The organism is Methanococcoides sp. LMO-2 (genome assembly GCF_038432375.1).
Lineage (GTDB): Archaea > Halobacteriota > Methanosarcinia > Methanosarcinales > Methanosarcinaceae > Methanococcoides > Methanococcoides cohabitans.
Genome location: NZ_JBCAUS010000002.1, coordinates 161,876 through 176,125, shown reverse-complemented (window position 1 = coordinate 176,125; position 14,250 = coordinate 161,876). Strand labels below are relative to the sequence as shown.

The following is a 14,250-nucleotide window of genomic DNA, read 5'->3' as shown; positions in this document are numbered from 1 at the left end:
AAAGGTTGCATTTTTTTGCTGTTACCTATATCCCAAAAAAATTAGTGATGCGAGGGGAGGGATTCGAACCCACGAAAACCTTCGTTATCGGATCTTAAGTCCGACGCCTTTGACCTGGCTGGGCAACCCTCGCAAATGTGTTTTTTGAATTTTTGTTCATTACAGCGCAGAATCTCTTAAGTCTGACGCCTTTGACACGGTCTGGCAAGCCCTGTATGAGAATAGAACGGATGCCTTGTGCCACTGAACATCCCATAATTAAAGTTAAGTTACTTAAGCCTTATTCTAATGAAGCATGAAGATCACATTTCTTGGAACCGGTGTGGCAATACCACAGAAGGGCAGGGTGCAATCAGGATTACTGATGGAGATTGGTGAGAAGAAGGTCCTCTTTGATTGCGGAGGAGGTGTCCTGAACCGCATTTTCGAGAGCGGGAACTCGCATACGGACATCGATACCATTGTGCTTTCACATCTGCATTTGGACCATGTTGCTGATGTGATGTGCCTTCTCAAGGCGAACTGGCTGTGCGATAAGTTCGATTCCACCATTTATGGTCCCTCAGGCACGCGGGAGTGGCTTGACAGGCTCATGGACCTCTATCCTTACATGAAGGAGAAGGTAAGCGTCGATGTCGTGGAAGTTGCGCCGGGTGAGGAGTTCAGGCTCTTCGATGGCTGTGATGTTAAATGTGCAGCGGGGATACACAGCGTGCCCTCACTGGCGTATCAGGTCCGTTATGATGGCAGGACCGTGGTCTACTCCGGGGACACCGAGCCTTGTGATGACATCATGGCACTGGCAAAGGGTTGTGACATGCTTATCCATGAGTGCTCATTCCCGCTGGACTTTGAGATGACGAATCACACCACGCCTGACATGTTGAAGCCCTATCTCAAGGATAACGGCATCGGGGCAGTATATCTTACACACCTCTATCCCCACATGCAGGGGCATGAAGAAGAAGCTCTTGAATACCTGAAAGAAGAGTTCGAGGGGGAGGTTCACATACCCTCCGACCTCATGGTAGTTGAGATCTGACAGGAACCAATAGGTCCTGCCGGATCCTTTTGATTTTAATTCTTAATCTTAGTCCTCGAGGAAGACCACACTTACATTGTCGTGATCAAGCTCGATAAGGGCACCATATCCCTGTGCTGCCATGCCCGGATTTACCAGGAAGGTATCGCCTGATCTGGCAAATCCCCTTGCTTCGTGGATATGCGCACAGATCACAAGTTTTGCACGGTCAAAGAACTTAGCCACGGCTGTACTTCCCACATTCTCGCCGCCTACATCATCCAGCAGGCCTTTTGGCGGGGTGTGTGAAAGCAGTACAACAGTACCTTCGGCAGCTTCGAAAAGCGGCTCAAGGATCTTCTCGATCTCATCCTCCTCAAGTTCGAAAGGAGTGTTGAACGGGGTCGGGCAGGAACCGCCCAATCCTATGAACGTAACGTCGTCTATCTTCTCCACAGCATTGTGCAGGTTAACGACATCTGATGCATCGAGCACATCCATGACCTCTTTGGGGTCGCAGTTCCCTGGAACCGCAAGGACAGGAACATCGAACATCGACAGGACTTTTTCAGCTTCACTGCCAGGTCCGAACTGGGTCAGGTCTCCGCTGATCACTGCAAGATCGATCTTGCCTGCCATCTCCAGCAGGCTATCGATATGTGAATGATCACCATGTACATCCGCAAGAGCAAGTATTCTCATTTTTCACACCTCGAAAAAGGATATCAGAACTTCCTGTCACCGCCGAGGATGCCACCAAGAGCACTCTCACCGATACCGGAAATACCACCGCTTTCTCCTCTGTTGGATTCCATAGGACCGATAGCTGCAGCGATCCTGTCAGCAAGGCGTGAGAACGGAAGGCTCTGGAGGTATACCGTGCCCGGTCCCTTGACCGTTGCCAGTACCACACCCTCGCCTCCGAAGAGTGCGTTCTTGAAGCCGCCCACGAACTGGATGTCGTAGTCAATGCTTTCAGAGAATGCCACCAGGCATCCGGTGTCCACCCTCAGGGTCTCTCCCGGTGCAAGCTCCTTTTTCAGCACAGTACCGCCTGCATGGATGAATGCAAGACCGTCACCGTGAAGTCTCTGGAGGATAAAACCCTCGCCTCCGAAAAGGCCTGCTCCGATCCTCTTGGAGAATGCGATAGTAACATCGGTACCATCAGCAGCACAGAGGAAAGAATCCTTCTGGCAGATGAAGCTGCCACCCTCTTCCTTAAGATCGATAGGCATGATCTTACCAGGATACGGGGCACCAAAAGCTACGCTACCCTTACCGCTTCCGGTCTGGGTGAATGAAGTAATGAAGAAGCTCTCACCTGAGATTGCTCTTTTAAGGCCTTTCAGGATACCTCCGCCTGTGGACGTTTCCATCTTGATACCGTCGCCCATGAACATCATGGCCCCGGCCTCTGCCTTCACTGTTTCACCTTTATCAAGGCCGATCTCCACCAGCTGCATCTCATTTCCATAAATCCTGTAATCGATCTCATCTGCCATTATTAGTACTCCTCTATGGGACAGCATCCGCACTTTGGAACGTCCCCTCTGCAGGAATATTGCATTTAAAGACAAATAAACATATTGTAGGTAATTAAAAAGACTGAACTCTGCCTGCAAAGAGCTCCTGGTGTTTATACAAACGAATCAAACAAGAGAAAATCAGCATGCTAAGACTTCAAATTGAACTGTAGTTTAAGCAACCGATATATAGGTACCAGACATAGTGTTATTTAGAGAACCAGGAGGTAATCAAATTATGAACACACAAAAGATATTATCCATATTCATGATCTTTGCTGTACTTACAGGTACCATGCTGGCATTGGGCTGTACTGAAGCTGACAATGAGAACGACGTTATTGAGACCGAACACGACGAAGAAACCACCATAACCCTTGATGAGATCATCAACATCGAATGGCAATGGTCAGGACTGATCGAGACACTTCCTGCAAGCCAATCCGTAGTTCCTGATCCGGAAAACTACACAATTACCTTCAGTGAGGATGGAACATACTCCATTAAAGCAGACTGCAACCGTGGCAGTGGAAGCTACACACTGGAAGACAACAAGATAACCATAGCACCGGGACCAATAACACTTGCTTACTGCGGCCCGGACTCACTGGACAGCCAGTACCTTTCCTTGCTGGGCAATGTAACAGCCGTTTCAATGGAAGATGGGCAGCTTGTTCTCGAGACCGGTGAGAACGGGGACAGGATGCTCTTTGTTAAGGGAGAAATCGCCGAGCAATAAGATCACCATTTAACAACTTTTCTTTTTTCGGGAAGGAAGAGTCCCCGGGACCTTTCATCCCACCAAATTTAATTTATACTTAATTGCTCTTTCTCGTTTTAAGATATCCTATGGATAGGGAAGAACACAAACTGACACTTGGGTGGAGAGAGTGGGTCACATTGCCGGAACTCGGCCTTCCTGCGATCAAAGCAAAAGTGGATACAGGTGCAAAGACATCTGCAATACATGCATTCAATGTGGAGCATTACATCGACAACGGCATTGAAATGGTCCGTTTCATGGTCCATCCCATACAAAATAACAAGGACCTACAGGTAGAGTGTACAGCACCCCTGAAAGACCGCAGACAGGTGACAGATTCCGGCGGACACAGGGAAATGAGGTATGTCATCGAAACCGATATCATTGTTGCATCCAGTCGTTATCCGATAGAGATTACACTTACAGACCGTGATACCATGCGTTTCAGGATGCTTCTGGGACGTCGTGCAATAGAGAATCGGGCATTTGTAGATCCTGCTGCATCCTACATGCATGGAAAGCTCGATGCACACAAGATATACAATTTAAAGACCGAGGTTGACAAATGAAGATCGCCTTATTATCAAGAAACCGTAAGCTTTACTCATCCCGCCGCCTGATCGAAGCAGCAGAAGAAAGAGGACATGATGTTCAGGTAATAGATGTTCTAAGAGCCTATATGAACATCACATCCCACAGGCCAACCATTCACTACAAGGGTGAGGAGCTTGATGGATTTGATGCAGTTATCCCTCGCATCGGTGCATCCGTTACTTTCTATGGTACTGCTGTCCTCAGGCAATTCGAAATGATGGGAGTATACCCTTTGAACGAGTCGGTAGCCATAACCCGCTCTAGAGATAAACTTCGCTCCCTGCAGCTGCTTTCCCGAAAAGGCATAGGGCTCCCTGTAACAGGTTATGCCAGCAAGCCTGATGATATTAAAGACATGATCAAAATGGTAGGAGGTGCACCTCTTGTCGTCAAACTTCTTGAAGGTACACAGGGAATCGGAGTAGTACTTGCCGAGACACAAAAGGCTGCAGAAAGCGTCATAGAAGGATTCATGGGCGTAAAGGCCAACATCCTTGTCCAGGAATACATAAAGGAAGCAAGCGGAGCCGATATCCGCTGTTTCGTCATCGGTGGAAAGGTTGTCGCATCCATGAAAAGACAGGCACCTTCAGGAGAGTTCAGGTCCAATATACACAGGGGAGGAACTGCGGAGATCATCAGGATCACACCGGAAGAGCGCTCTACCGCAGTACGTGCTGCAAAGATCATGGGACTCAATGTTGCAGGTGTTGATCTTTTACGATCCAATCATGGTCCCCTTGTAATGGAAGTTAATTCCAGCCCCGGATTGGAAGGCATCGAAAAGGCTACCGGGAAAGATATTGCAGGAATGATCATTGACTATGTCGAGAAGAACTCTAAAACCGGCAAGACCAGGACACGTGGTAAAGGTTAATCTATGCAGGAACCGATAACAATTGCAGGTATAACAGTTCAGCCGGGAACAAGGACATCAATTGAATTACCAATCCCCAGCTTTTATACACATACCTCAGCGTCAATGCCGATCCATGTTGTACATGGAAATAAACCGGGACCTTGTCTGTTGATCTGTGCTGCTATCCACGGAGATGAGATCAATGGTGTTGAGATCATACGCCGTATCCTCACACACAAAACGCTCAACAAGATAAAAGGTACACTTATTGCAATTCCAATTGTAAATGTATTCGGCTTTGTTTCCCAGTCCCGCTATTTGCCTGACAGACGTGATCTGAACCGATCATTCCCCGGTTCAAGATCCGGTTCAATGGCATCCCGTCTGGCAAATATGCTTATGACAGAGATAATTGACCATTGTACCCATGTTATAGATCTTCATACAGGAGCCATTGCTCGGGAAAATCTACCACAGATCCGTGCCTGTTTGAGAGGGGAACCAGAAACCGAAGCTATTGCACGTGCTTTTGGTGTGCCTGTAATTATTAATTCTGAACTACGCGATGGATCGTTGCGCGAAGCAGCTCGTGAACATAACAATATACCGGTCCTTTTGTATGAAGCAGGCGAAGCACTCCGATTTGACGAAGTCTCTATTAGAGCAGGAGTAAGAGGAATCCTCGGAGTCATGTCTTATTTGGGAATGAGACCAAAAAGCAGAAAGAAGAAAGAGTATGAGACTCTTATATCCAGATCTACCCAATGGGTCAGAGCTCCGGAAAGTGGAATACTACGTTCAGTTATTCCTCTGGGAACTCTGGTTAAAAAAGGCGATATATTAGCCTACATAAATGATCCATTAGGGGAGATCGAAACGAACGTAACAAGCACAGTATCAGGGATCGTCATCGGAAAAACGAACCTCCCACTTGCACATGAAGGTGAAGCTATTTTCCATATCGCAAAATTTGTGAAGGAAGAAGAGATCTCCAATTACATCGAAACATATCACGATGAACTTGACCCTCTAACTGATGAAGTAAAAAGTGAGCAAGTGCCTCTGGTGTAAATTTCTGGATTATAATGGCAGTAATAATGAACAGAACTATAGCTCAAAAACTCCAGAAAGCACAATTATACATCAGAACAAGATTGAAGATATCCAATCACACAGAAATTGTTTTATTTCGTGCCTGCATATTATGATTAACACTGTTTCATACACGGAGTGAATCACTTAATCATGAATGATATCATCATCTGGTTACTCATACTTCTTTGCCTGAGCCAATCGGCTCTGTTTTCGGGATTGACCATCGGTCTTTTTGGATTAAGCCGCCTCAGGCTTGAGATCGAGGCTGAAGCTCACAACATACATGCAATAAAGGTCCTGAAGCTGAGAAAAGACCCGCACTTGCTGCTTTCCACCCTTTTGTGGGGTAATGTGGGTGTCAACGTACTGCTCACCCTCTTAACGGACTCAGTAATGATAGGTAGCTCTGCTTTCATCTTCTCCACGGTATTCATTACCTGTTTCGGAGAGATCCTTCCACAGGCATATTTCACTAGGAATGCCCTGAAGATGGGAGCTTCACTGACACCTATTGTAAAATTCTACATAATGCTGTTGTATCCTGTCACAAAACCTTCCGCAATGGTGCTTGACAGATGGCTTGGTACGGAGAAACTTGAGTTCTTCAAGGAGACATCCCTTAGGATAATGCTGCAGAAGCACATCAGGGAGGATACCAGTGACATCGACAGGCTGGAAGGCGTTGGTGCCCTCAATTTCCTTTCACTGGATGACCTCAGCATAAAGCAGGAAGGTTCCATTATAGACCAGAATTCCATAATTGAGATCGAATCATATAACAATCGACCGATCTTCCCCGAGATAGGGACCCCGGAGTTCGAGGAACTGCTACAGAAGATAGCCAAACCTGCCAAGAAGTGGATAATCGCTGTCGATGAAAACGATCATCCTGTCGTGGCCATCGATTCCACGTCGTTCATAAGGGATGCGATCTACAAAAGGCCATTCTATCCACTAAGATATTGCCATGTCCCTATAATCGTAAAAAGCCCTAAGGAAAAAATAGGGGATGTAATCCATAAGCTGAAGGTATATCCTGTCGATTCAGAGGATGATGTCATCGATAACGACCTCATACTTTACTGGAACGACGAAGATCCTGAAAAGATCGTCATAACAGGTTCTGACATCCTTGGTCGGCTGTTCAGGGGTATCGTAAACAGGATGAGATAACAAAGACGATTGACTCATTTTATTGATGACACATTGATGTCCTGAGTTCTGACCAAAGCAGATATGTTTTTATCCTATATCCTGTATTATGAACCATTCCGGAATGCACATAAATAAAAAAGTATTTGTTTTATCGAATGATGCATTAAATTCAATGGAAATAGCTATCACCAACAACAAGACAGGATACTAAAAAATGCGAGATTTTGTGATAATTGCCCATAAAGCTGTGACAAAAGGCGACTTTTCCCTGAACGACATGCCCGGTTCAGCCGGCCGCATGGACATCCTTTGCAGATGCATCAACTCATCGTTGTTCCTGTCCCATGACCTGAGAAGGGACGTTCAGGTACACCTCGTACTGCTTGGCGATCCGGATCCCGGGAAGATAGTACGTTTTGATGGTGAATACATAAGATATCTTAACCCTGACGAAAGAAGCGCGGGATCGCTTATTAAAAAAGCACTCCAGAAGGAAGCCGGGGAAAGGGAGACACGCTCCACGCCGGGAGTTTTCATGAGAAAGGGCGGACTTGACACCCTCCTGTCCGAGTTCAGTGAAAAAGGGCGCAGGTTCATCTACCTGCACGAGAACGGAAAGGATATCCGTGAGATGACGGACCTTGACGACAATGCTGTATTCATACTTGGTGACCATGTGGGCGTCACGGAAGAGGAAGAGCAGATGATAGATGAAAAGGGTGCAGAAACAATCTCACTGGGCCCGATACCATTACATGCAGACCACTGCATAATACTGATCAACAATGAGATCGACAGGACAATGGCAGAGAAGGTCCAGTAATTTAAGGAACAGGAACAAGGAAGTGACCAGGTGAACATACTCGATACTGCAAAGAAGATCGTCCAGGAAGGACCTATTTGTGACCACTGTATGGGAAGACAGTTTGCAAAGCTCTCCACCGGACTGACCAATGACCAAAGGGGAAGTGCCATTAAGCTGGCACTTGCCATGGAAGGAGACCGCCTGAGAAAGGACGAGGGTGACAAGGAGATACTGGAAGAGCTGAGCAGCTCAAGTGTCAACGCCCGCAAATCATTGAGAAAAGAAGGCGAAGATGAGAAATGCTGGGTATGCCTGGGACTTTTTGAGAAGCTTGACGATTGGGCTGAAAGGGCCGAGATCGCACTGAAGAATTATGAGTATTCCACATTCCTTGTGGGAACAAAGATGAGCGGGCTCCTGAGCGAGAACGAGGAGATCCTCTGGACCGAGTCTGAAGCAACCCATGCAGAGCAGTTCAAGTCCGAGCTTAACCGTGAAGTGGGCAAGCTCATAGCAAAAAGGACGAACAAGGAAGTAGAGCTTGAGACACCTGATATACTTGTAACACTGGACCTTGCTAATGAGGAAGTAATTCTCCAGGTCCGCTCGGTCTATATCCTCGGAAGGTACAGGAAGTTCGTGCGAACCATCCCGCAGACACGCTGGCCATGCCGATCATGCAAAGGAAAGGGATGTGAGGCCTGCAACTTCACAGGAAAGCAGTACCCTGAATCCGTGGATGAGCTTACCAAAGCTCCTGTTATCGAGGCCCTCAAATGCATGGACACTAAGTTCCACGGTGCAGGCCGTGAGGATATCGATGCACTTATGCTGGGAACCGGCAGGCCTTTCGTTGTAGAGGCTGTGGAACCACTGCTCAGGACATGTGACCTCAAGGAAGTTGAGAAACAGATCAATGACCAGGCTGAGGGCAAGATCGAAGTTATCGGCCTTACCTTTACACCAAAGGGCACTATCGAGGCTTTGAAGACCTCAAAGGCGGATAAAGTTTATAACCTTAAAGTTACATTCAAAGAGCAAATTCCAGAAGAGAAGCTCAGATCGGCAATCAATGAACTAATTGGTGCACAGATCGGCCAGAGAACACCACAGCGTGTTTCCCACAGGAGAGCGGATCTGGTACGTAAGCGAACGGTTCATGACATGAAGCTTAATGAACTGACAGAAGACCATGCAATGATCGAAGTCCATTGCGAGGGTGGTCTTTATGTCAAGGAATTAATATCCAGTGACGAAGGCAGGACAGTGCCAAGCCTTACAGGACTTATCGGAACCCAGGCAACTGTTGCCGAGCTGGACGTTATCGGTGTCGATATCTAATCGGCAAACCATCAGATTTATCAAACATAGGTCTTATCCACGACCTGAACAACGGAGGAAAATAATGCCAACATCACACGGTGAAAGAGCCTGCACAAGGTACAAATTGAAGAAGACTGTTAGGGAAAGAGGACTCTCCCCTGTAAGCAAAGCGATCCAGGAATTCGATAACGGACAGATGGTCCACATCGACATCGATCCAAGCGTACAGAAAGGAATGCCAAACGCAAAGTTCCAGGGCAAGACCGCAAAGGTCATGGGACAGCGTGGAAGAGGATACCTCTTACAGGTCAGGGACGGAAACTCCATGAAGGAAGTTATCGCCCTCCCACAGCACCTTAAACCACAGAAATACAACTAAGTTAATGTTCCAGACTAGCAATAGTCTGGATACTTACTCATTCAGATATCGTAAGATATAGTCGATAGTTATATCTGTATCGACATCTATCTGAAAGAGTACGTCTGCTACAACTGTGGCCCTCAAAACGGTAATCTATACTTAATTTCAAAGAGTGTATTTTAATGATAGTCAAACAAGTTCAGAGTGAAGAGTTATTGACTGTTTCCGAAGTCAAGGAAATACTTAACGATATAATGGAAGAGCGCACGGAACGTGGCGAAGAACTGGGATACGAGCTACGTAAGGCCATCAACCATGCAGACATGTTCGCAAAGATCAACGCGGAAAAGTCCAGAGAACTTGTGAACAAACTTCTTGAGCTGGAGAAGATGAAACCTGAGATCGCAATCCATATTGCTGATATCGTTCCTCAGAGCAGGGATGAGCTCAGGGCCCTTTATGCAAAAGAGAGATTTACCCTGACCGAAGAAGAGCTGGATGCAATATTGAATCTGGTGCTTGAGTCAATGGAATAATTTATATCTCATACTTACTTTTTTTTGATGGAAACAGTAAGTTTCATCATCGATGCACAACATACGGGAGGATACTATGAGAAAGAGGGGAACACCACCTGAGAAAGAGGACTACGCATGGGTTCTTGACTACCTGCCATACGGCAGCACAACGGACAAACGTCCATCATACCAGAAGAAACCCCTGGTCCAGGCTATTGGTGACAAACACTTTGTACTTATGGAACTTGTTCCAAAAGAAGGAGCAGCTCCGGAGATACAGTCCCGCGTTTACATTGGTGACGGGGACCGCGATGTTATCGACCACGTAAAGCACAGGATACACTATGCGGAACTGAGCCATGGTGCAGAGCTTGAGATCCCTCATGTGCTTGAGGAATGTGTCAGGCATCAGGAAGAGAAGTTCGTCAAGTTCTTCAACGAAGCGCATCCGATAACAACAAGGCTGCACATGCTTGAGCTGCTTCCGGGTATCGGGAAGAAGCTAATGTGGGCAATAATCGACGAGCGTAAGAAAGGCGAGTTCAAGAGCCTGAAGGACCTTCACGACCGTGTCGGAGGTGTCCATACACCTGAGAAGGTAATTGTGAACCGCATACTTGAAGAGCTTAAGGATGACAACATCAAATACAGGCTCTTTACAGCAGCAACGCATCCGTCCAAAAAATAATTAAAGACAGGTGTAATCGCCTTGGTAAGAAAGATCCTGCAAAAATATGGCATCCGGGGCGGGTGCCATGACCAACATTTTTTGATCGACGAACGAATTCTCGACTCCATTGTCGAAGAGGCCAATATCACCGAAGATGATGTTGTACTTGAGATCGGCGGCGGGATCGGCAATCTTACGGAAAGGCTTCTTGAAAAAGCAGGAAAGGTCATAGTCATAGAGCTCGACCCGCAGCTTGTGGATGTCCTTCATGACCGGTTTCCGGACAATGAAAAACTTGAGGTCATACACAGCGATGTCCTGAAGGTCGATCTCCCTAAGTTCAACAAAGTTGTTGCAAATCTTCCATATTCCATATCCTCACCGATCACTTTCAAGCTCTTTGAGCAGGACTTTGAACTGGGCATACTGATGTACCAATACGAGTTTGCACAGAGGATGGTAGCCAAAGCCAATACAGAAGACTACAGCAGGCTTTCTGTGAACACTCACTATTTTGCTGATGCATCCATCATTATGAAGATAGCACCATCCGCATTCTCGCCACCTCCCGAAGTGTGGTCCGCAGTCGTCAAGGTTGTCCCCCGTCCGGCACCATTCCATGTGGATGAGCCGGAGTTCTTCCTGAACCTTGTCACAGCCGGATTCCTCCAGAGAAGAAAAAAGCTCAGGAATGCGATCATCAAAGGCAACCATTTGCTGAAGGTACCAAACATCAAGCAGATCGTCGATGAACTGCCAGAGGAACTCATGAGCAAACGTGCCGAGAACCTTGAGCCGCAGGAACTGGCAGACATTGCAAACCACATCTGCAAAATGAAGAATGCGATGTAAAGACCATGGTAACGATCACCTACCGGAACGCCGACATAAACCTTGATGAACAGGTCTACGACCCTGCCGAGGATTCCTACCTTCTAGCCGATGTTGCGATCGATAGTGCAAAGCCAGGAATGAAAGTCCTGGAAGTTGGCGCAGGCACCGGTTTTGTTTCAGCTGTTCTCCAGAGCAATGTTGATGTTGATCTGATCGCCACTGAGATCAGCCCCCTCGCCGCCTCATGTGCACGTTCCAATAATGTAGAGGTTATACGGGCAGACATGTTCAGTTGCTTCAGAGCCGGAACAACATTCGACCTGATCCTTTTTAATCCCCCATACCTACCCACAGCAGAGGATGAGAAAGTTCCCGGGTGGCTCAATTATGCCTTTGACGGCGGACCTGATGGCAGGGATGCAGTTAACTGTTTTATCGACGAAGTCCCGGAATACCTCAACGCCTACGGGATGGTGCTGATCCTCATATCCTCACTAACAGGTATAGATCAGGTAAAGGAACGCATGGAAGACCATGGTTTCAAAGTTGAGACCTGCGGAAGTGACAGGGACTGCTTCTTTGAGGAACTGGTGGTCCTGAAAGGTATTCTTCAACCCTGATATTTTTGGCCTGCCACAATACGTCAGCACATTCTAAACATAGGCCACCATAGGTTTTGCACACATTCCACACAACTCTTATATACGAGTCCTTACCATTTTTATTTAGGGAAACCGTATATAGTTCTAATTATAACCTTCATGCGAAGTGAATTCTGATATTGGAGTAAAAGGAGTGATTAAAAGATGCAATACAGCATGGGCATTGACGCAGGCGGAACATATACCGATGCAGTCATAATAAGGGATTCTGACGGAGAGATCATCGACTCTACTAAAGCCAGAACAACCTATCCGGACCTTTTGATAGGAATTCAGAACGCACTTGACGGACTGGACCAGGATTACCTGAAAGATGTAAAGCTTGTCTCCGTATCCACCACACTTTCCACTAACACAATTCTTGAAGATACCGGCTACCCGGTCGCACTTATAATGGCAGGAGACTATGTTATACCAGAAAGCCATTCCATTAGAAATTACATAATTGTTGAAGGCGGGCATGGGCCCAACGGGGAAGAACTAAAAAGACTGGACCTCGATACTGCCAGGGAGTTCATCCTGGAAAACAAGGACAAGGTCTCTGCATTTGCCATTTCATCCTATTTCAGTATCCGTAATCCTGAGCATGAGCTTGCCATAAAAGAGCTCATCAAAGAGCTGACAGGACTACCCTCCGTTTGCGGACATGAACTGTCCCAGGACCTTGGAGCTTACAACCGCGGAATCACAGCATACCTTAATGCACAACTGATCCCTATCACAGACCATTTCATAGAGACCATTATCGGCGAGATGGAAAGAAGGAGTATAAAGGCAAGGCTGCTTATGCTCAAATGTGACGGCTCTGTGGTGGGTATCGATGAAGCAAAGGAGAAACCTATCGAGTCGATCTTCTCAGGACCCGCAGCAAGTCTTGTGGGAGCTGCATACCTCAGCAAGGCTAAGACCTGCACCGTAATTGATGTAGGAGGCACCAGTACCGATGTCTCTATGATAGAGAACGAGCTGCCTGAGCTCTGTGATGAAGGTGCGATCGTAGGAGGCTGGCAGACAAAGGTCAAGGCCATCCGTATGGAAACATCTGCAATGGGCGGTGACAGCCACATCTGGATAAAGAACCAGCAACCCAACATTGGCCCCAGGAGAGTTATCCCGATCTGTGTGGCTGCAACAAAGTATCCTTCAATGATCGAAAAACTGAAGATGTCGAGGATACCCTCAAGAATGCTTCTCAGCGATAACATACAGCCCACAAAGTTCTTCATCCGGTCAGGAAAAGAACCAACATCCGAGCTCAGCCCCTCTGAAAAGGAGATCTTTGACAGGATAGGGGATGATCCGGTATCCATTAACAGTATTTTCCTTGAAAAGCTCCCATCGCCTGCATTCCTGGACTCACTGATCCAGAAAAGGCTGATACAGGCAATCGGATTCACCCCAACGGATGCACTCCATGTCCTTGGCGACTATAACGAATGGAACACTGAAGCTTCTAATACCGCTGCCACTGTGCTTAGCCGGATGACTCACCAGAGCAAGATGGAGTTCTGCCAGCAGGTAAAGAGCGAGGTTACTAAGAACATGGTCATCTACCTGATGTCATACCTTCTGAAAAATGTCGAACCGGAAGAGATCAGAAAGGTCATTGAAGGTGATTTCCACACCAAGTTCAAGCTTGATGTCCCGGTAGTCCTTCTGGGAGGACCGGTAAGCGCCTACGTAGAAGATGTAAGGAACCTGATTGATGCAGATGTTATACTTCCGGAACACTCGGAAGTAGGTAATGCTGCAGGGGCTCTTGTAGGAAAAGGCATCAAGAGGATCGAGATACTTATCAAGAACGTCAGGAAGAAATCTAAGATCAGTAATATAGTGTTCGCACAGGGTCAGCGTACAGTCTTCCAGACACATCCGGAAGCCCTCAAATATGCAGATAAGCTTGGACGGGAACTTGTCCTTGGCTATATGAAAGAAGCAGGACTTGATGCTGAAGATGTGCGTATAGAAGTGACCAGGAACGACATAACAATGCATGGCGACAGCCTGCCACTGGAAACAAAGCTCGTTTTCGTGGGAATTGGCACACCAAAGAGGGAGATCTGA

Annotated in this window: 16 protein-coding genes and 1 tRNA gene; 14 read left to right on the top strand and 3 right to left on the bottom strand. The window is 47.0% G+C overall.

Annotated features, from left to right (window positions below):
• Positions 1–48: 48 nt before the first annotated feature.
• Positions 49–133 (bottom strand) — tRNA-Leu (locus tag WOA13_RS00995).
• A gap of 162 nt (positions 134–295) precedes the next feature.
• On the opposite strand from WOA13_RS00995, the gene WOA13_RS00990 reads away from it, so the two are divergent.
• Positions 296–1,042, top strand: a complete 747-nt coding sequence (locus WOA13_RS00990) for an MBL fold metallo-hydrolase (RefSeq protein WP_342126139.1) — start codon at positions 296–298, stop codon at positions 1,040–1,042.
• Positions 1,043–1,090: 48 nt separating this feature from the next.
• On the opposite strand, the gene WOA13_RS00985 is transcribed toward WOA13_RS00990, so the two are convergent.
• Positions 1,091–1,723, bottom strand: coding sequence for a metallophosphoesterase family protein (locus WOA13_RS00985; protein WP_342126138.1), 633 nt, complete (start codon positions 1,721–1,723; stop codon positions 1,091–1,093).
• A 23-nt stretch (positions 1,724–1,746) separates the two neighbouring features.
• Positions 1,747–2,526 (bottom strand): TIGR00266 family protein, encoded by a 780-nt coding sequence (locus WOA13_RS00980; RefSeq protein WP_342126137.1) that lies wholly within the window; start codon positions 2,524–2,526, stop codon positions 1,747–1,749.
• A 259-nt stretch (positions 2,527–2,785) separates the two neighbouring features.
• Here WOA13_RS00980 and WOA13_RS00975 point away from each other — a divergent pair, with 259 nt between their 5' ends.
• The 13 genes from WOA13_RS00975 to WOA13_RS00915 all read left to right on the top strand — a co-directional run bounded on the left by WOA13_RS00975 (position 2,786) and on the right by WOA13_RS00915 (position 14,250).
• Complete coding sequence (locus tag WOA13_RS00975; protein WP_342126136.1) at positions 2,786–3,286, top strand: META domain-containing protein; 501 nt, start codon at positions 2,786–2,788, stop codon at positions 3,284–3,286.
• A gap of 110 nt (positions 3,287–3,396) precedes the next feature.
• On the top strand, positions 3,397–3,879 hold the full coding sequence (locus WOA13_RS00970) for an ATP-dependent zinc protease family protein (protein ID WP_342126135.1): 483 nt from the start codon (positions 3,397–3,399) through the stop codon (positions 3,877–3,879).
• Positions 3,876–4,781: a 30S ribosomal protein S6--L-glutamate ligase gene (rimK, locus tag WOA13_RS00965; RefSeq protein WP_342126134.1), complete on the top strand. Its 906-nt coding sequence runs from the start codon at positions 3,876–3,878 to the stop codon at positions 4,779–4,781. The genes WOA13_RS00970 and rimK overlap by 4 nt, the downstream gene beginning before the upstream one ends.
• Before the next feature lie 3 nt (positions 4,782–4,784).
• Positions 4,785–5,834 (top strand): succinylglutamate desuccinylase/aspartoacylase family protein, encoded by a 1,050-nt coding sequence (locus WOA13_RS00960; RefSeq protein WP_342126133.1) that lies wholly within the window; start codon positions 4,785–4,787, stop codon positions 5,832–5,834.
• 174 nt (positions 5,835–6,008) lie between these two features.
• Positions 6,009–7,031 carry a CNNM domain-containing protein gene (locus WOA13_RS00955; RefSeq protein WP_342126132.1) on the top strand — a complete coding sequence of 341 codons (1,023 nt, stop codon included), beginning with the start codon at positions 6,009–6,011 and terminating at the stop codon, positions 7,029–7,031.
• A 196-nt stretch (positions 7,032–7,227) separates the two neighbouring features.
• Positions 7,228–7,836, top strand: a complete 609-nt coding sequence (gene trmY, locus WOA13_RS00950) for a tRNA (pseudouridine(54)-N(1))-methyltransferase TrmY (RefSeq protein WP_342126131.1) — start codon at positions 7,228–7,230, stop codon at positions 7,834–7,836.
• A gap of 30 nt (positions 7,837–7,866) precedes the next feature.
• Positions 7,867–9,159 carry a tRNA pseudouridine(54/55) synthase Pus10 gene (locus WOA13_RS00945; protein ID WP_342126130.1) on the top strand — a complete coding sequence of 431 codons (1,293 nt, stop codon included), beginning with the start codon at positions 7,867–7,869 and terminating at the stop codon, positions 9,157–9,159.
• A 64-nt stretch (positions 9,160–9,223) separates the two neighbouring features.
• A complete protein-coding gene (locus WOA13_RS00940; protein ID WP_048205425.1) occupies positions 9,224–9,520 on the top strand; it encodes a 50S ribosomal protein L21e in 297 nt (98 codons plus the stop codon).
• 164 nt (positions 9,521–9,684) lie between these two features.
• Positions 9,685–10,038 (top strand): RNA polymerase Rpb4 family protein, encoded by a 354-nt coding sequence (locus tag WOA13_RS00935; protein WP_048205426.1) that lies wholly within the window; start codon positions 9,685–9,687, stop codon positions 10,036–10,038.
• Positions 10,039–10,114: 76 nt separating this feature from the next.
• Positions 10,115–10,708: a DUF655 domain-containing protein gene (locus tag WOA13_RS00930; protein ID WP_048205427.1), complete on the top strand. Its 594-nt coding sequence runs from the start codon at positions 10,115–10,117 to the stop codon at positions 10,706–10,708.
• A 21-nt stretch (positions 10,709–10,729) separates the two neighbouring features.
• Positions 10,730–11,542, top strand: a complete 813-nt coding sequence (gene rsmA, locus WOA13_RS00925) for a 16S rRNA (adenine(1518)-N(6)/adenine(1519)-N(6))-dimethyltransferase RsmA (protein WP_342126129.1) — start codon at positions 10,730–10,732, stop codon at positions 11,540–11,542.
• Between the two features lie 5 nt (positions 11,543–11,547).
• A complete protein-coding gene (locus tag WOA13_RS00920; protein WP_342126128.1) occupies positions 11,548–12,144 on the top strand; it encodes a HemK2/MTQ2 family protein methyltransferase in 597 nt (198 codons plus the stop codon).
• Positions 12,145–12,330: 186 nt separating this feature from the next.
• Positions 12,331–14,250 (top strand): hydantoinase/oxoprolinase family protein, encoded by a 1,920-nt coding sequence (locus WOA13_RS00915; RefSeq protein ID WP_342126127.1) that lies wholly within the window; start codon positions 12,331–12,333, stop codon positions 14,248–14,250.